This window comes from Sulfitobacter mediterraneus, from assembly GCF_016801775.1.
Taxonomy (GTDB): Bacteria; Pseudomonadota; Alphaproteobacteria; order Rhodobacterales; family Rhodobacteraceae; genus Sulfitobacter; species Sulfitobacter mediterraneus_A.
Map to the genome: position 1 here is coordinate 1,919,718 of NZ_CP069004.1, position 25,533 is coordinate 1,945,250.

General features: G+C 59.6%; 23 protein-coding genes. 12 read left to right on the top strand and 11 right to left on the bottom strand.

The genetic code is table 11. From position 1 onward, the window contains the following. Positions 1 to 6 precede the first annotated feature (6 nt). On the bottom strand, positions 7 to 933 hold the full coding sequence (locus JNX03_RS09340) for a DMT family transporter (RefSeq protein WP_280526473.1): 927 nt from the start codon (positions 931 to 933) through the stop codon (positions 7 to 9). A 92-nt stretch (positions 934 to 1,025) separates the two neighbouring features. Here JNX03_RS09340 and JNX03_RS09345 point away from each other — a divergent pair, with 92 nt between their 5' ends. The 3 genes from JNX03_RS09345 to JNX03_RS09355 all read left to right on the top strand — a co-directional run bounded on the left by JNX03_RS09345 (position 1,026) and on the right by JNX03_RS09355 (position 4,525). Next, the gene (locus tag JNX03_RS09345; protein ID WP_203208818.1) at positions 1,026 to 2,657 is read left to right on the top strand and encodes an AMP-binding protein; all 1,632 of its coding nucleotides are present in this window, start codon (positions 1,026 to 1,028) and stop codon (positions 2,655 to 2,657) included. Positions 2,658 to 2,754: 97 nt separating this feature from the next. Beyond that, positions 2,755 to 3,768 (top strand): hypothetical protein, encoded by a 1,014-nt coding sequence (locus JNX03_RS09350; protein WP_203208819.1) that lies wholly within the window; start codon positions 2,755 to 2,757, stop codon positions 3,766 to 3,768. A 4-nt stretch (positions 3,769 to 3,772) separates the two neighbouring features. Continuing rightward, a complete protein-coding gene (locus tag JNX03_RS09355; protein ID WP_203240746.1) occupies positions 3,773 to 4,525 on the top strand; it encodes an SGNH/GDSL hydrolase family protein in 753 nt (250 codons plus the stop codon). Here JNX03_RS09355 and JNX03_RS09360 read toward each other — a convergent pair. The 5 genes from JNX03_RS09360 to JNX03_RS09380 form a co-directional block, all read right to left on the bottom strand. Further along, positions 4,498 to 5,652: an SPOR domain-containing protein gene (locus JNX03_RS09360; RefSeq protein WP_203208821.1), complete on the bottom strand. Its 1,155-nt coding sequence runs from the start codon at positions 5,650 to 5,652 to the stop codon at positions 4,498 to 4,500. The two genes, JNX03_RS09355 and JNX03_RS09360, sit on opposite strands and share 28 nt — an antisense overlap. Before the next feature lie 97 nt (positions 5,653 to 5,749). Then, positions 5,750 to 6,391: a uracil phosphoribosyltransferase gene (upp, locus tag JNX03_RS09365; RefSeq protein ID WP_203208822.1), complete on the bottom strand. Its 642-nt coding sequence runs from the start codon at positions 6,389 to 6,391 to the stop codon at positions 5,750 to 5,752. Positions 6,392 to 6,526: 135 nt separating this feature from the next. After that, on the bottom strand, positions 6,527 to 7,720 hold the full coding sequence (locus tag JNX03_RS09370) for a phosphopentomutase (RefSeq protein WP_203208823.1): 1,194 nt from the start codon (positions 7,718 to 7,720) through the stop codon (positions 6,527 to 6,529). Beyond that, positions 7,720 to 9,027: a thymidine phosphorylase gene (locus tag JNX03_RS09375; protein ID WP_203208824.1), complete on the bottom strand. Its 1,308-nt coding sequence runs from the start codon at positions 9,025 to 9,027 to the stop codon at positions 7,720 to 7,722. Before JNX03_RS09375 ends, JNX03_RS09370 begins: the two co-directional genes overlap by 1 nt. Then, positions 9,028 to 9,423: a cytidine deaminase gene (locus JNX03_RS09380; protein ID WP_203208825.1), complete on the bottom strand. Its 396-nt coding sequence runs from the start codon at positions 9,421 to 9,423 to the stop codon at positions 9,028 to 9,030. It lies immediately after the preceding gene. Positions 9,424 to 9,612: 189 nt separating this feature from the next. Between JNX03_RS09380 and JNX03_RS09385 the strand changes: the two genes are divergently transcribed. Together JNX03_RS09385 and JNX03_RS09390 are read left to right on the top strand one after the other, a co-directional pair. Next, positions 9,613 to 11,886 carry an NADP-dependent malic enzyme gene (locus JNX03_RS09385; RefSeq protein ID WP_203208826.1) on the top strand — a complete coding sequence of 758 codons (2,274 nt, stop codon included), beginning with the start codon at positions 9,613 to 9,615 and terminating at the stop codon, positions 11,884 to 11,886. A gap of 229 nt (positions 11,887 to 12,115) precedes the next feature. Next, complete coding sequence (locus JNX03_RS09390) at positions 12,116 to 14,005, top strand: propionyl-CoA synthetase (RefSeq protein WP_203208827.1); 1,890 nt, start codon at positions 12,116 to 12,118, stop codon at positions 14,003 to 14,005. A 51-nt stretch (positions 14,006 to 14,056) separates the two neighbouring features. On the opposite strand, the gene JNX03_RS09395 is transcribed toward JNX03_RS09390, so the two are convergent. Both JNX03_RS09395 and JNX03_RS09400 read right to left on the bottom strand, forming a co-directional pair. Beyond that, positions 14,057 to 14,254 (bottom strand): CsbD family protein, encoded by a 198-nt coding sequence (locus JNX03_RS09395; RefSeq protein ID WP_203208828.1) that lies wholly within the window; start codon positions 14,252 to 14,254, stop codon positions 14,057 to 14,059. Between the two features lie 94 nt (positions 14,255 to 14,348). Further along, the gene (locus JNX03_RS09400) at positions 14,349 to 15,110 is read right to left on the bottom strand and encodes an NAD kinase (protein WP_203208829.1); all 762 of its coding nucleotides are present in this window, start codon (positions 15,108 to 15,110) and stop codon (positions 14,349 to 14,351) included. A gap of 166 nt (positions 15,111 to 15,276) precedes the next feature. On the opposite strand from JNX03_RS09400, the gene glyA reads away from it, so the two are divergent. Together glyA and JNX03_RS09410 are read left to right on the top strand one after the other, a co-directional pair. Continuing rightward, a complete protein-coding gene (gene glyA, locus JNX03_RS09405; RefSeq protein ID WP_203208830.1) occupies positions 15,277 to 16,554 on the top strand; it encodes a serine hydroxymethyltransferase in 1,278 nt (425 codons plus the stop codon). Between the two features lie 211 nt (positions 16,555 to 16,765). Next, positions 16,766 to 17,119 carry a phasin family protein gene (locus JNX03_RS09410; RefSeq protein WP_203208831.1) on the top strand — a complete coding sequence of 118 codons (354 nt, stop codon included), beginning with the start codon at positions 16,766 to 16,768 and terminating at the stop codon, positions 17,117 to 17,119. Between the two features lie 87 nt (positions 17,120 to 17,206). Here the strand turns inward: JNX03_RS09410 and JNX03_RS09415 are convergent, their stop codons facing one another. Continuing rightward, a complete protein-coding gene (locus tag JNX03_RS09415; RefSeq protein WP_203208832.1) occupies positions 17,207 to 17,983 on the bottom strand; it encodes an SDR family NAD(P)-dependent oxidoreductase in 777 nt (258 codons plus the stop codon). A 108-nt stretch (positions 17,984 to 18,091) separates the two neighbouring features. On the opposite strand from JNX03_RS09415, the gene JNX03_RS09420 reads away from it, so the two are divergent. Genes JNX03_RS09420 through JNX03_RS09430 form a run of 3 tightly spaced genes read left to right on the top strand, consistent with a single transcriptional unit; the run spans position 18,092 to position 19,914 of the window. Further along, positions 18,092 to 18,643 carry a TetR/AcrR family transcriptional regulator gene (locus JNX03_RS09420; RefSeq protein ID WP_203208833.1) on the top strand — a complete coding sequence of 184 codons (552 nt, stop codon included), beginning with the start codon at positions 18,092 to 18,094 and terminating at the stop codon, positions 18,641 to 18,643. Further along, entirely contained in the window at positions 18,640 to 19,035 is a 396-nt protein-coding gene (locus JNX03_RS09425) for a (R)-mandelonitrile lyase (protein ID WP_203208834.1), read from the top strand. The genes JNX03_RS09420 and JNX03_RS09425 overlap by 4 nt, the downstream gene beginning before the upstream one ends. A gap of 18 nt (positions 19,036 to 19,053) precedes the next feature. Beyond that, positions 19,054 to 19,914, top strand: a complete 861-nt coding sequence (locus JNX03_RS09430) for a DUF817 domain-containing protein (RefSeq protein WP_231024263.1) — start codon at positions 19,054 to 19,056, stop codon at positions 19,912 to 19,914. Here the strand turns inward: JNX03_RS09430 and JNX03_RS09435 are convergent. Continuing rightward, a complete protein-coding gene (locus tag JNX03_RS09435) occupies positions 19,905 to 20,279 on the bottom strand; it encodes a hypothetical protein (RefSeq protein WP_203208835.1) in 375 nt (124 codons plus the stop codon). The two genes, JNX03_RS09430 and JNX03_RS09435, sit on opposite strands and share 10 nt — an antisense overlap. A gap of 53 nt (positions 20,280 to 20,332) precedes the next feature. On the opposite strand from JNX03_RS09435, the gene JNX03_RS09440 reads away from it, so the two are divergent. Both JNX03_RS09440 and carB read left to right on the top strand, forming a co-directional pair. Beyond that, positions 20,333 to 21,103 (top strand): alpha/beta fold hydrolase, encoded by a 771-nt coding sequence (locus JNX03_RS09440; protein WP_203208836.1) that lies wholly within the window; start codon positions 20,333 to 20,335, stop codon positions 21,101 to 21,103. A gap of 139 nt (positions 21,104 to 21,242) precedes the next feature. Then, positions 21,243 to 24,575: a carbamoyl-phosphate synthase large subunit gene (gene carB, locus JNX03_RS09445; RefSeq protein ID WP_203208837.1), complete on the top strand. Its 3,333-nt coding sequence runs from the start codon at positions 21,243 to 21,245 to the stop codon at positions 24,573 to 24,575. Positions 24,576 to 24,578: 3 nt separating this feature from the next. Here carB and JNX03_RS09450 read toward each other — a convergent pair whose 3' ends face one another. Beyond that, complete coding sequence (locus JNX03_RS09450) at positions 24,579 to 25,460, bottom strand: hypothetical protein (protein WP_203240799.1); 882 nt, start codon at positions 25,458 to 25,460, stop codon at positions 24,579 to 24,581. Between the last annotated feature and the right edge of the window lie 73 nt (positions 25,461 to 25,533).

A 25,533-nucleotide genomic window follows, 5' to 3' on the forward strand; every position in this document is an offset into this window, starting at 1 on the left:
CGCATCCTATTCCGGCACCCGGCCCGCGCCAACCGGGGCGGTGCTGCGCAGAGCGATGATGCTACCCGCAAGGGCGATCAAGACCATGCCAAACAACCCCAACACCGGCACGGTTTGATCCCAAAGAGCCCATGCCCAAAAGCTGGCAAAGACCAGCAGCGAGTATTCAAAGACGGCCACATGACTGGCCTCACCCAACAAATAGCCGCGAAAGATCAAGCCGATCCCGATGAGCGAGCCCACCGCCTGTACCGCGAACCAGAACAGCATCTCCGCGTCCAGCGGCCCCCAGGAGCGCAGCACAAAACCATCGTGCCCTGCCGGTGCCTCGCCAGAGACAACAAACACCCCAATAAGGCCAAACACACCCAGCATTCCGAAGAATCCGGCGGTCAGGGTCAATGTGCTTTCCCCCTCGCACCACGCCCGCGTGGCCACTGCGCCAATAGCGTAAAGCAACCCCGCCACGATGGGCAGGAAACTGATCGGGTCCAGCGCGGAAGGATCGGGGCGGATCACCATCAAAGCGCCGACAAAGCCGATCACCACCGCCGCCCAACGGAACAGGCCCACGGATTTGCCTTGAAACAGGATCGAGATCAGCACAACAAACAACGGTGATGTAAACAGGCCCGCCACTACCACGCCAATCGGCAGCACGGACAGGCAGCCAAAATAGATCAGCATTGCACCGGCTTGAAACAGACTGCGCCCCAGCACCGCGATGGGCCGCTTGGCCCGCAAACTGCCGTAGCCGAATGCCACCACAGCCCCCAAGACCACAAATGCCATCACCGAGCGCACAAGATGGAACTGCCACAGCGACCCGCGTTCCGAAATATGCGGCACGAAGTTGTCGGTCAGCCCAAGGGCCGCCATTCCGCCCAGCACAGAGATCGCGGCCAGCGCGGGCTTTGTCGATTGTTCGTTCACTTGCGCCCCTTTGTGCAAATCAGCCCTTCCAAAGTCACGCACAGCCAGCAATATTCAACCCCCAAAGCGACATGAATTCGGGGAGACAGGTCATGGGTTGGATGCAGGACGAAACCGGGCTGGACAAATGCGCCGCCAATTATGTGCCCCTGACGCCGCTGTCGCATCTGCGCCGCGCCGCCGAGGTGTTTCCGGCACGCACGGCGGTTGTTTATGGCGATCACCGCGTGAATTACGGTGAATACTACGAACGGTGCACCTGCCTGGCCTCTGCGCTGGTGGGGATCGGGGTGAAACCCGGTGATGTTGTGGCAACGCTCATTCCCAACCTGCCCGCACAGGCCGAGGCCCATTTCGGGGTTCCGGCCTGCGGTGCGGTCCTGAACACCATCAACACCCGGCTGGACGCCGGAACGGTCGCCTATATCTTTGATCACGGCGGCGCCAAGGTGCTGCTTGTGGACAGTGAATTTATGGACCTGGCCGAAACTGCCGCCGCGCTGATGGATGGCACCCCGCCCAAGATCATCGAGGTGGTCGATCCCAATTCACGGCACAAGCCCTCTGGCCGCCATCCCCAATACGAGGATTTTCTGAAAACCGGCAATGTGGAATTTGCCTGGCTCATGCCGCAGGACGAATGGGAAAGCCTCGCACTCAATTACACCTCAGGCACCACCGGACGGCCCAAAGGCGTGGTTTACCACCACCGCGGCGCCTATCTGATGACCATGGGCACGGTGATCTCATGGCGGATGGTGCTGCATCCGGTGTTCATGCAGATCGTGCCACTGTTTCACTGCAACGGTTGGAACCACACATGGATGATGCCGCTGATCGGCGGCACCTTGGTCTGTTGCCGCGATGTAACCGCAGGGGCGATCTACAATGCCATCGCGGATGAAGGGGTCACCCATTTTGGCGGGGCGCCCATCGTTCTGAACATGGTGGTCAACGCATCCGACACCGAACGCCGCGCCTTTGATCATCAGGTGGAGGTTTTTACCGCCGGTGCGCCCCCGGCCCCGGCCACCCTTGCCAAGATTGAAAAGCTGGGATTCAACGTAACCCAAGTTTACGGCCTCACCGAAACCTATGGCCATGTCACCGAATGCCTGTGGCGCAGTGAGGATTGGGAAACGCTGGATCAATCCGCCCGCGCCGCGATCAAGGCCCGTCAGGGTGTGGCCATGCCGATGATGGACCACATCACTGTCACCGACAGCAAGATCCGCCAGATCCCCCGCGATGGCACCACCCAGGGTGAGATCATGATCCGCGGCAATTCGGTGATGAAAGGATACCTAAAAAACCCCGACGCTACTGCCGAAGCTTTTGCTGGCGGCTATTTCCATTCCGGCGACTTGGCCGTGCAACATGAGGATGGCTACATTCAGATCGCCGATCGCGCAAAAGACATCATCATCTCGGGCGGTGAAAACATCTCGTCCGTCGAGGTTGAAGGTGTCCTGATGGAGCATCCGGACGTCAATCTTGCAGCTGTCGTCGCCAAACCCGATGAGAAATGGGGCGAAGTGCCCTGTGCCTTTGTGGAGCTCAAACCCGGCGCAGAGGGGGACGAAGCGGCATTGATCGCCTTTGTCCGGCAAACGCTTGCAGGCTTCAAAGCGCCCAAAAGGGTGATCTTTCAAGAGCTACCAAAAACCTCAACCGGTAAAATCCAGAAGTTCGAGTTGCGCACCATCGCCGGTCACTTGCGCTGAGAACCATGGGCATTGGGCGCATTCTGCCCATTGCCCCATTGCCCCGTTTCACCTCTGTGTTAAATTGAACAGATAACAAAGGCAGTGCAGCAAACCCATGACCGCCCTCAGAGAATACGCCCGTCTCGAAGCGACGGGCCTGTGGCGTGCCAGCCCCGACGCCCAGCGGCGCGAAGTGATCGTGTCTTTGGGCGATGCCACCCTGACTCTGACGGACATGAAAGATCAGCCGCTGGCGCATTGGTCTATCGCAGCTGTTGAACGGGCCAACCCCGAAGAGGTGCCGGCGCTCTATCATCCTGACGGCGATCCGGGCGAGACACTTGAACTGCCGGAAAACGAGACCGAAATGGTCGCGGGGATTGAAAAACTGCGCCGCCGTATCCACAAAAGCCGCCCGAAACCGGGGCGTCTGCGCTGGCTTGGGGTTCTGGTCTCGGTGGTTGTGGTGCTTGCGCTGGCGCTCTTTTGGTTGCCCGGCGCGATGCAGGACCACACTTTGCGGGTGGTGCCACAGGTCAAACGCGCCGCCATTGGTGCAGAACTCCTTAAACGGATTGAACGTGTCTCGGGCACGCGCTGCACTGACGCAAGCGGGCTGGCCGCCCTTGGACTGCTCTCCAAGCGGCTCGGCGCGGGCAAGCTGGCGATCCTGCCCGAGATGCCACAACACAGCCTGCATCTGCCCGGCGGCGTGATCGTGCTGGACCGCGACGTGGTCGAGGACTGGGAAGAGCCGGACGTGGCCGCCGGATATATCCTGACGGAAATGACCCGCCGCGCCGCCAAAGACCCGTTGCGCGATCTGCTTGAGGTCGTCGGCATCCGCGAGAATTTCCGCCTGTTGACCACCGGGGATGTCGCCCCTGCCGCCCTCGCAGCCTATGCTGAGCATCTGACCACAACGCCCCCCGATGCGCCGGATGTCGCCGCGCAGCTGGCCCGTTTTGGCGCGGCAGAGCTGCGCAGCACTCCCTACGCCTATGCCCGCGACATCACCGGCGAGACGGTTCTGCACCTGATCGAAGGCGATCCGATGAATGGAAAGCTCACCGAACCTTTGATGTCTGACGCCAACTGGCTGCGCCTGCAAAACATCTGCGGGGGTTAACGCCGTGTTGGACACCATGGCCCGCTTGGCCCTGTCCCCGCTGTTGATTGCCCAAGCCCTAAAAGTCAGACGCATTGCCCAGCGGTTGCCCGAGGCTGCTGGACCCAGATCGGGTGTGTTGGGCAGTGGCCCGCCTCTGCGCCTGCGGATCGTCGGTGACAGCTCCGCCGCTGGTGTTGGCGTGCAAACCCAAACAGAGGCACTCAGCGGGCAACTGGCCGCTGCGCTTGCGGGCCAGTTCACCGTTTCATGGCATCTGGACGCCTTGTCCGGCGCAACCACAAAAAGCACGCGAAAGCGCCTGCAAAACACAGCCGCCGATCCCGCCGATATCATGGTCACCGCATTGGGCGTGAACGATGTGACCCGGCTGCTGCCTCGCCGGACATGGCTGCGTCAACAAATGGCGCTATTTGACGACCTCAGGGCACGCCATGATCCGCGCCGAATATATCTGTCCGGCGTACCTCCGATGGGCGCGTTTCCATTGCTGCCACAGCCCCTGCGCTGGACCCTTGGCCGCCACGCCCAAGCCTTCGAGACCACGATGCAGCGCCATGCCGCCAAAACCGCCGACCTGACCTATGTGCCGTTTGATCTTCCGGCTGATCCAGGGCTGATGGCCTCGGACGGCTTCCACCCCAATGCGCAGCTCAACACGCTTTGGGCAAAAGAAATGGCCAGCCGGATCATCACCGACTGGCCAAAACTCAAATCTGGATACCAGGGTCAGTCCCGCAGAACGCGCCCGTCGTAGCCGGCACCGATCACCTTCTTTTGTGCCACTTGCGCAGCAGCTTGTCCCGCAAACGGTCCCGCTTGCACCATGCTGTAGAGCTTTCCGCCCTGCCGTTTTTTGCCGATACGGGCCGGCATCCCCATCCGCGCAATCCGTTGTGCCGCCGCCTTTGCCTTGGCCGGCGTCGTGAAAAGACCAATCTGAATATAGCGGGTCGCGTTGTCTGTCACTTTGGGTGCAACGCGGACCTCCGGCCTGGCCAATGGCACCTTGGGCGCAGACCGCGACGACAGAACCGGCGGGCGCACAACCGCAACCGGCCTTTGATTGCGAATGATCCGTTTCATCCGCTGCCCGTCCTTCTCGACGATGGTCACTTCGCCCAAGCCCTGCCGTTGCCGGGCCAAATCGACATAAGGATAAACGAGTGGCACGCTGGCCGTCATATCGCGCCCGCTGCGCTGATCAATCAAACGGCGCGGCACGGTCTGGGTCCAGACCAGCAGCATGTCGTTGCGCCCGTCAAGATTCTGTTCGGCGCGGTGGGGGTTCAGACGGTCATCATCCCAAACCCGGCGATAGCCACGCGGGATTGTGACATTTCGGGTGTTCACGCGGTTTGCCACCACATGAACGGGCGCGATGCGGGTTTGCGGGGTGATCTCAACCCGTCCCGAGGCTGCGGTCCGCAGGTTGACAGGCGGCTTGGGAAACACATCAACCGATGCCACAGGAACCGGCTTGGGCGCGGTCTGGCGGCGCACAACCGGCGCCTTCCGGCGCGGCTTGGCTTTGGCCTTCGCAGGGCGCTCAGGTTTCACCACTGGGGATGGCGATGTCTCCGGCGCTGCAGCTGCCACTTCGGTTTCTTCCGGGACCACTTCGGCGCTGGCCACCTGCGATGGCAGGCTGGGTGCAAAGCCGCAAACGATTTTGCGATCCCGCGTGACACGCGGCACCCAGGACACATTGCCGTCAATGCCCGCGCGGATAAAAACGCACCCCTCACTGTCGACATATTGTTTGCCCTTGAAGCTATCAGGCGGAAACTCTGTCGGTTGCCGTTCTGCTGTCTGGGCCTGAGCAAGGCCCAAGCCAAGTCCACCGGCCAAAGCTGAAGCTGCAATCAATCTGATGATCTTCATAACGTGTCCCCACACACAAGATGTTGTCAGAATGCACCAGCAGACCGCCCAAGTCTAGGGTCAGAAATACACGCAACGCGTGAAAGCATGGCCCGGATTATTTGGTCCCGAACATCCGGTCGCCCGCGTCCCCGAGGCCTGGCACGATATAGCCAACCTCATTGAGGCGCTCATCCAAGGCCGCCGTCACGATCGGCACATCCGGATGGGCCTCACGCATCCGCGCCACACCTTCAGGCGCTGCCAAAAGACACAGAAACCGAATGTTGGTTGCGCCGGATTTCTTGAGCAGATCAATCGCTGCCACCGATGAATTTCCCGTCGCCAGCATCGGATCAACGGCAATCACCAACCGGTCATCCAGCGCCTCAGGCACCTTGAAATAATACTGTACCGGCTTGAGCGTTTCCTCATCACGGTACAGCCCGACAAACCCAACCCGCGCCGAGGGGATCAACTCAAGCACCCCATCCAACAGGCCATTGCCCGCCCGCAGGATCGAAATCAGCGCCAGCTTTTTTCCGTCCAGAGTTGGCGCACTCATGGTCTGCATCGGGGTTTCGATCTCTTTGGTCGTCATCGGCAGGCCGCGCGTGACCTCATAAGCCAACAGCTGGCTGATCTCGCGCAGCAACTGACGGAACACCGCTGTCGGCGTTTCCTTGTCGCGCATGATGGTCAATTTGTGCTGCACCAGCGGGTGATCAACAACAGTCAGATGGTCGGCGGCATGGGACATGGGGCAGCTCCTTTGGTTTACATGTCTTTTGGCCCGAAACGCCCGCCGCCGCAAGCGCAGCCCCCCTCCCTTTTTGGCCAAAAGTACTCCGGGGGAACCGGCTTTGCCGGTGGGGGCTGGCCCCCAAATCAACGTTTACGTCTGTGGAGCGACCCCCAAATGGTCCGCCACCACATGCGCCACATCGGCAAAGCCGATCTGCCCCAGTGGCCCCTGCGCCCCGCCTGTCACCAGCACGGGCACCCGTTCCCGGGTGTGATCGGTGCCGATCCACGTCGGGTCATTGCCGTGATCGGCGGTCAGGACCATAAGATCACCCGGCCGCAGCCGCGCCATGATCTGCCCGATCTCACGGTCAAACCACTCCAGCGCACGGGCATAGCCGGACACATCGCGGCGGTGACCATATTCACTGTCGAATTCCACAAAATTGGCAAAGGTAAATGATCCGTCTTCCGCCTCATCCACCAAATCACCCAAATGTCCCATCAGCGCCGCGTCACGTCCTTTGCGGACCTCATCAATCCCCTGCATTGAGAAAATATCGCCAATCTTGCCAATGGCATAGACTTTACCGCCCGCGTCTTGCACCCAATTGGTCAACACCGGCTTGGGGGGCATAATCGCAAAATCACGGCGGTTGGCAGTGCGTTCAAACCCGCTGGCGGCATCGCCGACGAAGGGCCGCGCGATCACACGGCCGACTTTCATCTCATGCAACATCGGCGCAACGGCGCGGCAAAGATCCAACAGGCGGTCGAGCCCAAAATGGTCCTCATGCGCGGCGATCTGCAAAACGGAATCGGCAGAAGTGTAGCAGATTGGCCAACCTGTTTCGCAGTGCTCCGCTCCCAGATCAGCAATGACTGCCGTGCCAGAGGCATGGCAATTGCCCAAGATCCCCTCGGTTCCGGCCATCTTCGCCAAATGCGCAGTAACATGATCGGGAAAGGCTGGCGTCTCGTCCGGGAAGTAATGCCAATCCCACGGCACGGGCAATCCGGCCAGTTCCCAATGCCCTGACGGCGTATCCTTGCCGCGCGATACTTCGGTGGCCGCGCCCCAGCCGCCTTTGATCTCTGCATGCAGGTCCGGCAGATCCAGACCGCTGGCCAGTTTAACCGCCGCACCAAGGCCAAGCGCCGAAAGCACCGGCAGTTTTAACGGCCCGCTGCGCCCCTCTTCGGCCTTGCCCGCCGCACAGGCCTGCGCAATATGGCCCAGCGTATTGGCTCCGGTATCAGGCTGATCCCCGTTGAAAAACTGGTCCGCATCCGGCGCGCCGCCAATGCCGACACTGTCCATCACCACCAAAAATGCACGCGCCATTATCCTACCCTTTCGATGATCAGATCAGGCAGGTCTGCCCGCTTGTCCGACAGGGTCATCGCGGCCCGCACCGCCGCGACCGCCTGATCCGCCAGATCCGACCGGCTGGCATGTACGACGGCCAAGGTTTGCCCGCGTGTCACCCTTTCGCCCAGCCGCACCACTTCTGACAGGCCAACCGCCGGGTTCACCTCGTCGCTTTCAATTTTGCGCCCGCCGCCCAGTTCCACCACAGCAAGGCCAAGCGCCTCACCGTCGATTGCTGTGACATAGCCCGCACTGGTGGCCTTGACCGCGCGGATCACCGTGGCCTCGGGCAGAAATCGCTGCCAGTTTTCGACAAAGCTGACCGGCCCGCCCAAGGCGGCCAGCATTTTGCCAAACACCTCAGCCGCGGCACCCGAGCGGATGGCAGTCACAATCGCATCCGCGCCTGCCTGCACATCCGGCACCAATCCACCATTGGCCAACAACACACCGCCAAGCGCCGCCGCCACATCGATGATCGGACCCTGCTCATCTCCGCGCAACACGCGCATCACCTCTGCCACCTCAAGCGCATTGCCAAGGCTCGGCACCAAAGGTTGGTTCATGTCGCTGATCACCGCCGTTGTGCGGCAACCGGCAGCATTGGCCGTTGCGGTCAGCGCCTTTGCCAAAGCCTGCGCTTCCGGAAGCTCTTTCATAAAAGCACCGCTTCCGACTTTCACGTCCAGCACCAGCCCCTCAAGACTGGCGGCCAGTTTTTTGCTGAGGATCGACGCGGTGATCAGATCCAGCGAATCCACCGTAGAAGTCACATCACGCACCGCATAAAGCCGCTTGTCCGCGGGCGCGATGTTGCCCGTGGCCCCGACGATGGCACAGCCGACCTGACGCACGATGTCGTGCAAGCGTGCCTCCTCGACTTGCGTCGTCACGCCCGGTATGGCCTCCAGCTTGTCCAGCGTGCCGCCTGTATGGCCAAGGCCGCGCCCAGAAATCATCGGCACAAAAGCCCCGCAAGCCGCCAAGGCGGGCGCAAGAATCAAGGACACACAATCCCCGACACCGCCGGTGGAATGTTTGTCCAGCACGGGCCCGTTCAGATCCCATTTCAGCACTTGCCCGGAATCGCGCATCGCCAGCGTCAGCGCCACGCGGCCCGCGTCATCCAGACCATTGCGGCAAATCCCCATGGCAAATGCGCCTGCTTGGGCGGCGCTCATCTCGCCGCTGGCAAGGGCGGCGGCGGCCCAACCCAATTCGGACGCATCCAGCGGTTCTTGATGACGCAGTTTGGCCAATATCGTTCGGGCGTTGGTCATTCAGCCCTCCATATGCGCGGCGGCAAAGGCACCGGGCAACAGATCTGCCAGAGTTGTATGTTCTTCGAGGCCTGCAGTTGTCGCCATGGTGACGGGCACTGCGCCGGCGCCAAACTCGGCCAGCTTCTGACGGCATCCGCCGCAGGGCGTCACCGGCAATTCACTGCCTGCCACCACATAGGCTTCGGTCAGCTCGGTCTCGCCCGCAGCCACCATCGCGGCAATCGCGCCCGCCTCGGCGCAGGTGCCTTCGGGATAGGCCACGTTTTCGACGTTGCAGCCAACATAGACCGCACCGGACACTGCACGGATCGCCGCCCCTACCTTGAAGTTGGAATAGGGGGCATGCGCATTTTCGCGGACCTGCACGGCGGCGGCTCTTAATTCTTGGGACATTGCGCTCTCTTTTTCGGGTCACTCATTCACTTCCGATAAGGTTACGATGGATTTGCGCAGATTATCCACCCGCTTGCCGTTACGATCTGTTAGAAAGTGTGAAACCGGATCGGTGCGCAGAAATGTCGTATTGGCTGGATCGAAAAAGTAGTTTAACGCTAAACCATATTTTTCTCAGGGAGCCTTTTCATGTCCGACAAGCCAAATCTCCGTCAGGCCGCGCTTGATTATCATGCCTTTCCCAAGCCGGGCAAGCTTGAGATCCGGGCGACCAAACCATTGGCCAACGGGCGTGATCTGGCGCGAGCCTATTCCCCTGGCGTGGCCGAAGCCTGCCTTGAAATCAAGGAAGATCCCGCAACGGCTGCGCTCTATACATCCCGTGCCAATCTGGTGGCAGTGGTGACAAACGGCACCGCGGTTCTGGGGCTTGGCAATATTGGCGCACTGGCCTCCAAACCGGTGATGGAAGGCAAGGCAGTCCTGTTCAAGAAGTTTGCCAGCATCGACTGCTTTGACATCGAAGTGGACGAAAGCGATCCGGAAAAGCTGGCGGATATTGTCTGTGCGCTTGGCCCCACCTTTGGCGCGATCAATCTCGAAGACATCAAAGCGCCCGATTGCTTTACCGTTGAACGGATCTGCCGCGAGCGGATGAATATCCCGGTTTTCCACGACGATCAGCACGGCACAGCCATCGTTGTCGGCGCAGCAGCCAAGAACGCCCTGCATGTGGCGGGTAAGAAATTTGAGGATATCAAGATTGTCTCAACCGGCGGCGGCGCGGCGGGCATTGCCTGTCTGAATATGCTGCTCAAACTTGGCGTTAAGCGCGAGAACGTCTGGCTTTGTGACATTCACGGGTTGGTTTACGAGGGCCGTGAGGTCGATATGAACCCGATCAAGGCCGAATATGCCCAAGCCACGGACCTGCGCACGCTGGATGATGTGATCCATGACGCAGACATGTTCCTTGGCCTGTCCGGGCCGGGCGTATTGTCCCCTGAAATGGTCGGCAAGATGACCAAGCGGCCGATCATTTTTGCCCTCGCCAATCCCACGCCCGAAATCCTGCCGGATCTGGCGCGGGCCGTGGCACCGGATGCGATCATTGCCACAGGCAGGTCCGATTTTCCAAATCAGGTCAACAATGTACTGTGTTTTCCCTTCATATTCCGGGGCGCATTGGATGTCGGGGCCACCACCATCAATGACGAGATGCAGCTGGCCTGTATTGACGGCATTGCCGCCCTCGCACGTGCAACGACCTCCGCCGAGGCCGCCGCAGCCTACCAAGGCGAGCAACTGACCTTCGGGGCGGATTATCTGATCCCCAAACCCTTTGACCCGCGCCTGATCGGAGTGGTGTCATCTGCCGTCGCCAAGGCTGCGATGGAAACCGGCGTGGCGGCGCGGCCCATTGACGATCTTGAGGCATATAAACACCGCCTGGACGGATCTGTGTTCAAATCCGCATTGCTGATGCGGCCCGTATTTGAGGCGGCCCGCACCTCGCCGCGCCGCCTGGTCTTTGCAGAAGGCGAAGATGAACGGGTGCTGCGCGCCGCGCAGGCGATCATTGAGGAAACCGTCGAACGCCCGATCCTGATTGGCCGCCCCGAGGTGATCGAACGGCGGATCGAGAAGGCGGGCCTGACCCTCAAACTTGGCGACAACGTGGATCTGGTAAACCCCGAAAACGATCCGCGCTACCGCGACTATTGGGAAACCTATCATCAGCTGATGGCCCGGCGCGGCGTATCGCCCGACATTGCCCGCGCGGTCATGCGCACCAACACCACCGCGATCGGTGCGGTGATGGTGCATCGCGGCGAGGCCGACAGCCTGATCTGCGGCACCTTTGGTGAGTTCCGTTGGCATATGAATTACGTCGAACAGGTGCTGGGTCGGGACGGTCTGCGGCCGCATGGCGCTTTGTCGATGATGATCCTCGAAGACGGGCCGCTCTTTATCGCCGACACGCAGGTGCATCTGCACCCCACCCCCGAACAGATTGCCGAGATCGCACGCGGCGCGGCGCGGCATGTGCGCCGCTTTGGTCTGGAGCCCAAGGTCGCCTTCTGTTCGCAAAGCCAATTTGGCAATCAAGGCGAAGGCAGCGGCAAACGACTGCGGGCGGCCATTCGTCTGTTGGATGCAGGGGGCGATGACTTTGCCTACGAGGGCGAGATGAACATCGACACCGCGCTGGACCCCGAACTGCGCGAGCGGCTTTTGCCCGGCAACCGGCTTGATGGGGCAGCCAATGTTCTGGTCTTCGCCCATGCGGATGCGGCATCGGGCGTGCGCAACATTCTCAAGATGAAAGGCGGCGGTCTAGAGGTCGGACCGATCCTGATGGGCATGGGAAACCGGGCGCATATCGTTTCACCCTCGATCACGGCCCGCGGGCTGCTGAACGTGGGGGCAATTGCGGGCACACCTGTTGCGCATTACGGCTGATCAGTGACCCAAAGGCGGCAGACAGGCCCCTCCTCTGATTTACACAATTCTCCCTTCGGGGAGGATTGGGGTGAGTTTTTCTGGCCAAATGAAGAGGATAGCGGCGTTACAACATTGACGTGGATCTAGAAAATTTCTTTTCAAATCTTGCGCTGCGACTTTTGCGCCTCTTGCCCGCTGCAGTGACGCTGCGTAACCACAAGGGCGAGGGATTACGGGGGAGGACACCATGGGATACCGCGAAACTTATGCCGCCTGGCAGGATGATCCGGAGGCGTTTTGGCTGAAGGCAGCCGAGGCGATTGATTGGGTTGAGGCCCCCAAGCAGGCGCTTTTTGAACGGGGCAATGACCTGTTTGAATGGTTCGCGGATGCCAAGGTCAATGGTTGTTACAACGCCGTTGATCGCCATGTCGAAGGCGGGCGCGGCGATCAGGTGGCAATCATTCATGACAGCCCGATCACCGGAACGCAGGCCAAGATCACCTATGCAGAACTGCAAACCCGCGTTGCGTCGTTGGCCGGCGCATTGTCCGCGCAGGGTGTGGTCAAGGGCGACCGGGTAATCATTTATATGCCCATGGTGCCAGAGGCGCTTGAGGCGATGTTGGCATGTGCACGCATTGGTGCAGTACACTCTGTGGTCTTTGGCGGATTTGCCGCCAATGAACTGGCCGTGCGCATAGATGATTGTGCCCCCAAGGCGATTATTGCCGCCTCCTGCGGCTTGGAGCCGGGCCGTGTCGTGGAATACAAACCGCTCCTCGATGGTGCGATTGAAATGGCCGATCACAAACCGGATGTCTGTATTGTTTTGCAGCGCCCGCAGCATTTGTGCGCGCTGACGCCGGGCCGTGATCTGGATTGGCATGATTGCCAGCAGGGCGTCACCCCTGCCGATTGTGTGCCGGTTGAGGGCAATCACCCTGCCTATATTCTTTATACTTCTGGCACCACCGGTGCGCCCAAAGGTGTCGTACGCCACACGGGCGGGCATCTGGTGGCGCTGAACTGGACCATGAAAAACATCTACAATGTCGATCCTGGCGATGTGTTCTGGGCTGCCTCAGATGTGGGCTGGGTCGTGGGTCACAGCTACATCTGTTATGGCCCCTTGATCCATGGCAACACCACCGTGGTGTTTGAGGGCAAGCCCATTGGCACACCGGACGCAGGCACCTTCTGGCGGATCATAGAAGAGCATAACGTGCGCAGCTTCTTTACCGCGCCCACGGCCATCCGCGCCGTGAAACGCGAAGACCCCAAGGGGGAATATCGCAAGAAATATGATCTAAGCGGTTTGCGCGCGCTGTATCTGGCGGGTGAAAGAGCTGATCCAGATACCATCGAATGGGCGCAAGAGATTTTGGACATCCCGGTTTATGACCATTGGTGGCAGACCGAGACAGGCTATACCATCGCGGGCAACCCTGCCGGGCTGGAGGCATTGCCGGTCAAGATCGGCTCTCCCACTGTGCCGATGCCGGGATATCAGGTCGAAATTCTGGACGAGGCCGGCCACCCGCAAAAACCTGGTGAACTGGGCGCGATTGCGATCAAATTGCCCCTGCCCCCCGGCACATTGCCAACCCTTTGGAATGCCGAGGACCGGTTCCGCAAATCCTACCTGACGACCTTTCCCGGCTATTACGAAACCGGCGATGCGGGCATGATGGATGAGGACGGATACCTCTACATCATGGCGCGGACCGATGATGTGATCAACGTGGCCGGTCACCGTTTGTCGACCGGCGCAATGGAGGAAGTTCTGGCGGGCCATCCCGATGTGGCAGAATGTGCGGTCGTCGGGGTCAGTGATGCGCTTAAGGGGCAATCACCCGTTGGCCTTTTGTGCCTGTCCAATGGTGTGAACCGCCCGCATGAAGAGATCACGAAGGAATGTGTCAAACGCATCCGCGATCAGATTGGCCCGGTGGCCGCGTTCAAACAGGCGTTGGTGGTAGACCGTCTGCCCAAGACACGCTCGGGCAAGATCTTGCGGGCGACGATGGTCAAGATTGCCGACGGGCAAGAGTTCAAATTGCCTGCCACGATTGATGATCCGGCCATTCTGGATGAAATCAAGGCCGCATTGCAGACCATCGGCTACGCCAAGTAACGAAAAAGGGCGGCCTGATAAGGCCGCCCCAGTCCCGTTCGATATTTTCAATCAAGCTTTTGCGAAAAAGTCGTCTACCTGACGCTCCGCCTCTTCCTTGGCGATGCCGTAACGTTCCTGAATCTTGCCGACCAGCTTGTCACGGTTCCCCGCCGCCTCATCCACTTCATCGTTGGTCAGTTTGCCCCAATGGGCCTGCACGTCACCGGAAATCTGCTTCCATTTGCCTTTGATCTGGTCCCAATTCATGTCTGGTCTCCTTTTCTCGAGTTGCAGCGCTCAGGCGCCTTCGAGAAACCAACGGACACACCCCACCAGCCGTTCCATAAAATCGGGAAAAAGTTCAGTTGAACTGTTCGCTGATCAACCGCTCTTCCAGGCCATGGCCGGGATCAAAAAGGATCGTATGCGCCACTTCCGGCTCTGAACGGACCTCGACCGAGACCACATCACGGTGTGACTTGCCATCCGCATCCGCCATCACGGGGCGCTTTTCCGGCTCAAGCACATCAAAGCGAACATGCGCCGTCTTGGGCAGCAGCGCCCCGCGCCACCGGCGGGGGCGAAAGGCGGCCATGGCCGTCAGGGCCAGTATCTCGGCGCCAATGGGCAGGATCGGACCATGAGCGGAATAGTTATAGGCCGTGGATCCGGCTGGCGTGGCAACCAGGGCACCGTCGCACACCAGTTCCTGAAGCCGCAAGCGACCATCAACAGTGATCTGCAACTTGGCCGCTTGCGGACCAGCACGCAGCAGGGACACCTCGTTGATCGCCAGTGCCTCATGCACCTCTCCTGCGCTGTCTGTGGCACGCATCACCAAGGGATTGATCACGGCCGTTTCGGCCGCGCGGAGGCGTTCAACCAGATCGGATTCGCGGTATTCGTTCATCAAGAACCCGATGGTGCCGCGATTCATCCCGTAAACCGGCGCGGGCAAATCCTGAGTGTTATGCAATGTTTGCAGCATGAAACCATCGCCGCCCAGCGCCACGATCACCTCTGCCTCTTCGGGGGGCACATTGCCATAGCGCCCGATCAACGCTGCACGCGCTGTCTGGGCGACACTGGCGCGGCTGGCCGCAAAAGCGATTCTCATGGACATGGGGCAAAGTTTCCGATTGGGCGCAATTCGCTCCAAAACAATCACATTATTCCTCAGGCTACCAGCATTGCCGCACATATCTGGCGTTGCGTCGCTTTCCCCACTTCCAAGCCGCCGGTGTTTCCGATACGAAACACGAAATTTCGCAGCCCAAAGGAACAGCATCATGTCCGGCTTTTTCACCGCTACCCTGTCTGAATCAGACCCCGAAATCTTTGGCTCCATCACCGATGAGCTGGGCCGCCAGCGCGATGAGATCGAGCTGATCGCATCTGAAAATATCGTGTCTGCCGCTGTGCTTGAGGCGCAGGGGTCTATCATGACCAACAAATACGCCGAAGGCTATCCGGGCCGCCGCTATTATGGTGGGTGCCAGCATGTCGATGTGGCCGAAAACCTTGCCATTGAACGGGCCTGCAAACTGTTTGACTGCGCATTTGCCAACGTGCAGCCCAACTCCGGCTCGCAGGCGAACCAAGGTGTGTTCCAAGCGCTGTTGCAGCCCGGCGATACGATCCTTGGCATGTCCTTGGATGCAGGTGGTCACCTGACGCATGGTGCCAAGCCGAACCAGTCAGGCAAATGGTTCAACGCCATCCAATATGGCGTGCGCAAGCAAGACAACCTGCTGGATTATGATCAGGTTGAGGCATTGGCCAAAGAGCACCAGCCCAAGATGATCATCGCGGGCGGTTCCGCCATTCCGCGCCAGATCGATTTTGCCCGCATGCGGGAGATTGCCGATATGGTTGGCGCTTATCTGCACGTTGACATGGCGCATTTTGCCGGTCTCGTGGCCGCGGGCGAACATCCATCGCCCTTCCCGCACGCCCATGTGGCCACCACCACAACCCACAAAACCCTGCGCGGTCCACGCGGCGGCATGATCCTGACCAATGACGAGGCACTGGCGAAAAAGTTCAACTCCGCCATCTTCCCCGGTATTCAGGGTGGCCCGTTGATGCATGTGATCGCGGCCAAGGCCGTCGCCTTTGGTGAGGCGCTGCGTCCTGAGTTCAAGGACTATATCAAACAGGTCATCACCAATGCGCAGGCGCTTTCCGATCAGCTGATCAAAGGCGGGCTGGACACTGTGACCCACGGCACCGACACCCATGTGGTGTTGGTTGATCTGCGCCCCAAGGGCGTGACCGGCAACATCGTCGACAAGGCATTGGGCCGCGCCCATATCACCTGCAACAAGAACGGTGTGCCGTTTGACCCTGAAAAACCAACCGTGACTTCGGGCATCCGCCTTGGCTCCCCCGCCGGGACAACCCGCGGCTTTGGCGAGGCAGAGTTCCGCCAGATCGCGGATTGGATCATCGAAGTGGTCGATGGCCTGGCCGCCAACGGCGAAGACGGCAACGCAGAGGTTGAAGCGAAGGTGCGCGGCGAGGTTGCCGAGCTTTGCGCCCGCTTCCCGCTTTACCCGAACCTCTGAACCTTTTCTTTTTTTTGAGAACGGCAAACGCCCCCGCTGACATGCGGGGGCGTTTTTGTTTGAAAGCCTGCGATCCGCATCTAGATCTGGCACGAGGCAGCCCTCATTGACCTGCATCAAGGCAGCAAAACACGAAATCTGCTAGACTTTGGGGGTTGGATCAGCGGCAGATTCCCGCTGACACATGACACCCAGAAAGGGAGACGCAAGAATGGGAAAGACATCGAAAAAGGCCGAAACAGCAGATTTTTCCGCAATGCCAATGGCAGCCGCAATGGCGGCGGTCAATCCCGTCGGAATGTCCGCATGGAAAAAGGTCATGGATGAAAGCAGCCGGTTTGTCTCTGAGCGGTTTGAACAGGACGTCGAACTGCAAAAAGCGATGATGGGCTGCACCACTCCGCAGGAATTGTTTCAGCTTCAGTCCGAATTCTACACCAAGGCCGTTCAGGACTATACCGCCGAGGCGTCCCGCATGTTCGAGATGATGACCAAGGCCACGCAAGACACCATGAAAGAGGTCACCGCCTCACATGCGCGCAAATACGACGACGTGCCTTTGTAAATCTTTGCACGCCGGGCAAAAGTGAGTACCGGCTGGCCATAGGCCCGCCGGAGTAGAATAATTATGGCCTAGCGACCCATGTGCCGGTCATTTGGCCTGCATGTTCTGGACCATCTTGAGCACCTGACGGCGCGGCAGGAACGGGATCACCCAGTTCACCAAAAAGCCCAGCCCACGTTCATTCACCGTCACCAGATCGCCGCGCATCATCGCGTCATAACCATGTTTGGCAACGCTCGCAGGGGTCTTGCCACCGCCAGAGACCAGCTTGGTCCCTTCAAGGTTGGCCGTCTGCGCAAACTCCGTTTCGACATAGCCGGGTGCCAGCACGGTTGAGGTCACACCGCGCGGGCGCAGCTCTTGGTCAATCGCCTCTGAGAAGGATTTCACAAAGGCCTTAGTCGCGAAATAGACTGCCTGATTGGGCCCCGGCATGAATCCGGCTGTTGACCCCACTTGCAAGATCTTGCCGCCGCCCTGCGCCACCATATCCGCCGCCGCCAGATGGGTCAGCGCGACCAGGGCTTTGACATTCAGGTCGATCATTCCCAACTCGTCCTCCAGGGGCCGGTCGATATGCATGCCCTGCCCGCCGAACCCGGCGTTGTTGATCAGGATATCGACCTTGAGTCCCGCCGCCTTTATCTTCTGATAAAGCGCTTCTGCTCCGCCCTGCGCACCAAGATCCAATGCAAAGACATGCACTTCGATCCCATGTTTCTGCTCAAGCTCAGCCTTGAGCGTGTTCAGCGTGCCTTCCCGCCGCGCCGTGATGATGACATCACCGCCCTTGGATGCGTGATAGCGGGCAAATTCCATGCCGATGCCAGACGAGGCGCCAGTGATTAATGCGGTGTTGCTCATGAGAGTGTCCTTCGGGTTGGGTCAACAGTTGTTGACGCTCTACCTAAGCTCTCTGTTCGATATGTCAACACTTGTTGACAACCTAAAACCGGAGTTTAAGCTGCCTTTATGACCAAAGCCTTGAATACCCGCGAGAAACTGCTCCTCCACGGACGTCGCCTGCTTTGGGCGCAGGGCTATACTTCGGTATCTCTGCGCCAAATCGCCAAGGCTGCGGACGTCGATGTGGCGCTGATCTCGCGCTATTTCGGCGGCAAGATGGGTCTCTTCGACTCCACCTTGGCCGGTGCATTTGACGACCCAAGCGCACGGGCCAAGTCCACAGATCAACTGATGGCTCTGATGGCACAGCTTTTTGTCACCGCCCCAAGGGGCGGCGAAATGCCATCGGTTGTGCGGATGATCTTGTCCAACGCCCATGACGACGAGGTCGGCGAAAAGGTGCGCCGCCTGACCCATGACAATTTCTACGCCCCCCTGCTGGCCATTATCGGATGCCCCGCCCGCACCGCGCTTTTCATGGCGGTGCTTCTGGGGATCAGCGTGGTCGAGAAAACCATCAAGCTGCCGGATTACCCCGCCCCAAGCACCGCCGCCTATGAGGCCCGGCTCCGCCACATGATGCAAGCCGCCCTTTCATATTCAGGAGAGACCCCATGATCATCCATCCCGCAGGTTCGCGCCCCTCCGGCGCAGGCAGCCCCGACTATTTCACAGGCACCGTTCGCATGGACCCCTTGGTCAGCACCCCTGCCCCGTCCCGCCTGCGCGGCGTGACCGTCACGTTTGAGCCAGGCGCCCGTACGGCATGGCACACCCATCCGTTGGGCCAAACCCTGATCGTGACCTCTGGCGCCGGACTGGCCCAAAAGGAAGGCGAACCGGTCAAGCCGCTGCGTCCCGGCGATGTGGTCTGGTTTGAACCGGGTGAAAAGCATTGGCACGGAGCCGCGCCCGATTGCGCGATGACCCATATCGCCCTGCAAGAGGAACTGGATGGCAGCGCAGTGGATTGGATGGAACATGTTACTGACGCCCAATACAGCGCCTGAACGCGGCTGCACTTACTGATGAAAGCGACACCTTCGAACCGCACGAAACGCCTTGAACGCAATCTGGGCGACTGGATGCGCGCCCGCCTGCCGATGGCGCTGGCTGAATTCGTAATGTTTGTGCTGAAACAGGGCTGGGCCGCTTTTCCCGGTGCCCTGCTGCTGGCCGGATTGATCATCAGTGATCGCATCTGGCAGCCCCATTGGCCCATCGCACGCTTTGATGCCCTGTTGATCTACGCCCTCGCGCTGCAAGCCCTGTTCCTCGCAACCGGTATGGAAAGCTGGCGGGAGGCCCGTGTGATCGCCCTGTTCCACCTGACCGGCACCCTGATGGAGATCTTCAAGGTCAACGCGGGCAGTTGGGCCTATCCCGGCGATGCGATCAGCAAGATCTGGGGTGTGCCGCTTTTTTCAGGCTTCATGTATGCGGCGGTAGGCTCCTATATGGCACGGGTGATCCGCCTGTTTAACATGCGCTTCGCGCCCTATCCGCCCTATTGGACAACGGTTCTGTTGGCGGTGGCGATCTACACCAATTTCTTTGCCCATCACTATCTGCCGGATATCCGCATCGCGCTGTTTGCCGCCACGGTTGTGCTGTTTGCCCGCACACGGATCTGGTTTCACATCGGTGCACGGCGCTATTGGATGCCGCTGCCTCTGGCCGCCTTCCTCACCAGCTTCTTTCTCTGGGTGGCTGAAAACATCGGCACAGCCACACGCACATGGCTTTATGCGGGCCAAAACGCCGGTGAAATGGTGCGCTTTGCCAAGATGGGGTCATGGTATTTGCTGCTTTACGTCAGTTTTGTCACTGTCACGCTGGTGCTGCGCGACGCGCTGCGCCCACCAGAGGATGACCCGCCTCAAACGTAGCCGCGCCACCACATCCAAAAGACAAAGGCACTCACGATAACCAGCAGATAAAACACAATCAGTCCGGCCATCCGCAAAAGGTATGATTTGCGCCGCTCTTTCACGTCGATCTGGCGCAGATGCGCCGCCACGGCCTCAAAGGCCTGATCAATCCGCGCCGGATCCCATTGCAATGCAAGCTTGGGATGACTCGCCTCATGCTCCGCCCGGATCAGAACCTCGGCCTGCCTGTGCAATGCCTGCGGCAATCGTCGCCCCGTGCGCGCCAAAGCACGCCGCAAATCGCGTGCCTTGACGCCAAATTTCTCTCGCAGCAAATCGCGAAGGGCTTCGGTTTTGACAGCGATGTCCGATTGATAAATCATCCCCCCTTTTAATCGCTCTGGCCCATGGGCTGCAATGGCGCTACCCCTATCTCATGCTCAGCTATTCCGAATACGGGGATAACCCCGCAACCGCCGACACCCCCGCCCTGATCATTGTGCATGGTCTATACGGATCAGGCCGCAATTGGGGCGTGATCGCAAAGCGCCTGTCCGACCGCCGCAGGGTGATCACCGTGGATATGCGCAACCACGGCACCAGCCCGCGCATGTCCAGCCAAAGCTATCCGGACATGGCACAGGATCTGGCCGATCTGATCACCCATTTGAACATCCCTGTCGATGTCTGCGGGCATTCCATGGGCGGCAAGGCGGCGATGGTGCTCGCATTGACCCATCCAGAGCTTTTGCGCCGGTTGATTGTCGCAGATATCGCGCCAACCGCCTATGGCCACACACAGCAAATGTATATCGACGCCATGCGAAACGTTGACCTCTCCGCCGTCACCCGCCGCTCGGACGCTGAAGCACAATTGGCCGATCAAGGTGTCGATCGCGCACTACAAAGCTTCTTCACGCAATCGCTGGACGTGCCGGGCAAGGCATGGCGCCTCAACCTCGATGTGCTTGAGGCCGAAATGCCCAAGATCATCGGCTGGCCATCGGATATCACCGGCGTATTTGAAGGCCCCACATTGTTCCTGTCCGGCGGCGCCTCGGATTATGTGCGCCCCGAACACCGGCCCACGATCAAGGCGCTTTTCCCCTCCGCCCGCTTTGCCAAACTGCCCGGCGCAGGGCACTGGCTGCATGCCGAAAAACCCCGCGAATTCGAGGCCGCCGCCCGGATTTTTCTGGACGCCTGAACCCGACACAGGCAGACCCTCCCCCTTTTTGGCCAAAAATATTCCGGGGGTATGGGGGCTGGCCCCCATTCCACCCTTGCAACCGGCGTTGCCATCCCTATAACGCAGGACAATTTGCAAACATCCGGGGGCCATAGCCATGCCAAAGAGAACCGACATCCAGTCGATCATGATCATTGGTGCAGGCCCCATTGTTATTGGCCAGGCCTGCGAGTTTGACTACTCCGGCGCACAGGCCTGCAAAGCCCTCAAGGAAGAGGGATACCGTGTCATTCTTGTGAACTCCAACCCGGCCACGATCATGACCGATCCGGGGCTGGCCGATGCGACCTATATTGAACCGATCACGCCCGAGATTGTCGCCAAGATCATTGAAAAAGAACGCCCCGATGCCTTGCTCCCGACAATGGGCGGCCAGACCGGGCTGAACACTTCCCTCGCCCTCGAAGAGATGGGTGTGCTGGAAAAATTCGGTGTTGAGATGATCGGAGCCAAACGCGAAGCCATTGAAATGGCAGAAGATCGCAAACTCTTCCGCGAAGCAATGGACCGTCTGGGCATCGAAAATCCCCGCGCCACGATCTGCACTGCGCCCATCGGCGCGGACGGCAAGAAAGATCTTGCTGCGGGTGTGGCGCTGGCGCTTGAAGACCTCGAAGAGATCGGTCTACCGGCCATTATCCGCCCCGCCTTTACCATGGGCGGCACCGGCGGCGGCGTCGCCTACAACCGCGAAGACTACGAATTCTTCTGCCGCTCCGGCATGGACGCCTCTCCTATGGGGCAGATCCTGATCGACGAATCACTGCTCGGTTGGAAAGAGTTCGAAATGGAGGTGGTGCGCGACACCGCCGACAATGCGATTATCGTCTGTTCCATCGAAAACGTGGACCCGATGGGCGTGCACACCGGCGATTCCATAACCGTGGCACCGGCACTGACCCTGACGGACAAAGAATACCAGATCATGCGCAACCACTCGATCGCGGTTCTGCGCGAGATCGGCGTGGAAACCGGCGGCTCCAACGTGCAATGGGCGGTGAACCCCGCCGATGGCCGCATGGTTGTGATCGAAATGAACCCGCGCGTGTCGCGTTCCTCGGCGCTTGCGTCCAAGGCGACGGGTTTCCCGATTGCCAAGATCGCGGCAAAGCTGGCTGTTGGCTTTACCCTCGATGAGCTCGACAACGACATCACCGGCGTGACGCCAGCCAGCTTTGAACCGACCATTGACTATGTGGTCACCAAGATCCCGAAATTCGCCTTTGAGAAATTCCCCGGTTCCGAGCCGAACCTGACCACGGCGATGAAATCCGTGGGCGAGGCGATGTCCATCGGCCGCACCATCCACGAGAGCATGCAAAAGGCGCTGGCTTCGATGGAATCGGGCCTCACCGGCTTTGATGAGATCGACATTCCCGGCGCGCCTGACCAGGCGGCCTTGGTCAAAGCGATCAGCAAACAAACTCCGGACCGTCTGCGCACCATTGCCCAAGCCATGCGCCACGGCATGTCCGATGACGAAATTCACGGCGTGACCATGTTTGACCCTTGGTTCCTCGCCCGCATCCGCGAAATCATCGACGCGGAGACACAAGTCAAAACCGACGGCCTGCCCACGGATGAAACCGCGATGCGCCACCTCAAGATGATGGGCTTCACCGATGCACGGCTGGCCCATTTGACCGGGCAATCCGAAACCGCAGTCCGCAACGCACGCCTGAACGCAGGCGTCAAAGCGGTGTTCAAACGCATCGACACCTGCGCCGCGGAATTTGAGGCGCAGACGCCTTACATGTACTCCACCTACGAGGCTCCAATGATGGGCGACGTGGAATGCGAGGCGCGCCCATCGGAACGCAAAAAGGTCGTGATCCTTGGCGGCGGCCCCAACCGGATCGGTCAGGGGATCGAGTTTGATTATTGCTGCTGTCACGCCTGCTATGCGCTGACCGATGCGGGTTACGAGACCATCATGGTCAACTGCAACCCCGAGACGGTCTCGACCGACTATGACACCTCGGACCGGTTGTATTTTGAACCGCTGACCTTTGAACATGTCATGGAGATCCTGCGGGTTGAGCAGGAAAACGGCATCCTGCACGGTGTGATCGTTCAGTTTGGTGGCCAGACCCCGCTGAAACTGGCCAACGCCTTGCAAGAGGCCGGTATCCCGATCCTTGGCACCACGCCGGACGCAATTGACCTGGCCGAGGATCGTGAACGTTTCCAGCAGCTTGTGCAAAGCCTTGGCCTGAAGCAGCCGCACAATGGCATCGCGCATTCCGACAGCGAAGCGATGGAAATTGCCTCTGACATCGGCTTCCCGCTGGTGATCCGTCCCTCCTATGTTCTGGGGGGGCGCGCCATGGAAATCGTGCGTGATCAGGCGTCGTTGGAACGCTACATCTCGACCGCAGTTGTTGTCTCTGGTGACAGCCCTGTTTTGCTCGACAGCTATCTGTCCGGCGCGGTGGAACTGGACGTTGACGCCCTTTGCGATGGCAAAGACGTGCATGTCGCCGGTATCATGCAGCATATCGAAGAGGCGGGTGTGCATTCGGGTGACAGTGCCTGTTCCTTGCCGCCCTATTCGCTGTCCCGTGACGTGATCGAAGAGGTCGAGAAACAGACCCGCGCCCTGGCCTTGGCGTTGAATGTGGTTGGTCTGATGAATATTCAGTTCGCCCTCAAAGACGGCGAGATCTACCTGATCGAAGTGAACCCGCGCGCCTCGCGCACCGTGCCATTTGTGGCCAAGGCGACGGACAGTGCCATTGCTTCCATCGCCGCCCGGATTATGGCGGGTGAGCCTCTGTCAAACTTCCCTAAGCGTCCCGCCTATCCAGAGCAGGCCTCTTATGACGATGTCCTGCCGCTTGGTGATCCGATGACATTGGCCGATCCAAACATGCCGTGGTTCTCGGTGAAAGAGGCCGTGATGCCATTCGCCCGTTTCCCCGGCGTTGATACCCTGCTTGGGCCGGAAATGCGCTCAACCGGTGAAGTGATGGGCTGGGATCGCGACTTCCCCCGCGCCTTCCTCAAGGCGCAGATGGGCGCGGGCAACCCACTGCCACGCAACGGTTGTGCTTTCCTGTCGATCAAGGACATGGACAAAACACCGGATATGCTTGAAGCGGCCAAAGTGCTTTTGGATCAGGGCTTTACCCTGATCGCCACCCGCGGCACCGCCGAATGGCTCAATGGTCAGGGATTGTCCTGTGATGTGGTCAACAAGGTCTATGAGGGCCGCCCTGACATCACGGACATGATGAAAGATGGCGACGTGCATCTGGTGATGAACACCACCGAAGGTGCCCAAGCCGTCGAGGACAGCAAATCCATTCGCTCCATCGCGCTCTTTGACAAGATCCCCTATTTCACCACGGCGGCCGGTTCACATGCGGCCGCTCTGGCGATCAAGGCGCAGGCCGAAGACGAGATTGGGGTGAAATCCTTGCAGGGGTAACCCTCACAGCTTTCGATACATCTTGATCAGTTTGGTCATGCGGTGGGTGAGGGTTTCGCCCAACACAGATGCAAGCTGTACATCGCGCACGTCCTGTTCCTTGCCCATCGCGGCATCGTTGAGCAGGGCGTGAAGGCTGATCCATTTGCTGTCCACTTGGCCAAGGGCAATCTTGATGCTGATGTTAGGCGCTTTTGACAGGCCGCGCTCGGCATCACCTGTGATCAAGGCCGCATTCGCCGCCTCAAACCTGCGCATTTTTGCAATCATTTGCGCCCCGTGATCTTCGGGTCCAAGCGACAGCCGTGCATAGCAAACATCGCGAAGCAATTCTTCGATCAAGGCATGTTGGGCCTGCAAAAGCCCGATCGCATTGCGGACTTCCGTCGGTTGTTCAGCCGGGGCATAGCTTGAGGCCGCTTCCGACAAAACCTCAAACATCTGATCCGCCACCCGTTGATTGCGCACCAGCAACAAAGAGACAGGGATCGTGTGAAAATCCCCTGCTGCAATCTGCAAAGAAGAACGTGTCAATCCTTTGGAAAGACGCGATATTTCCTCCAGCCTCTGACGCCGTGCATCGTCTTTCTCAGGTGCCAGTCCGGTCCCGGCGTCCCCGTCGATGAGCTGCACCATGGTGGCATCAAATTCCAGCGCGGTTTCAGTGGCCGCATCTGCGTGCAGCTCTGATTGTGATCCCGACATGACCAAACAGGCGGATTTCGCGATCCGCAGCGCCCTTTGACCCTGCTGCGCCATCAAATCCATCCGCAGTGATCCGGCATCCTGCGCCAATGCAGGTCCGGCACAAAGAAACACGGCAAGGAAAAGCCGCACCCAGAAACCCAATGTCATCGCCCTTTGCAGCTTCATCCGCGGTAACATCGCTGCAAAGCCTTAAAACTTTCTGACCCGCGCTCTCACAAATACCCCAGAACCCCCTTCGCCCTTGCCCCGC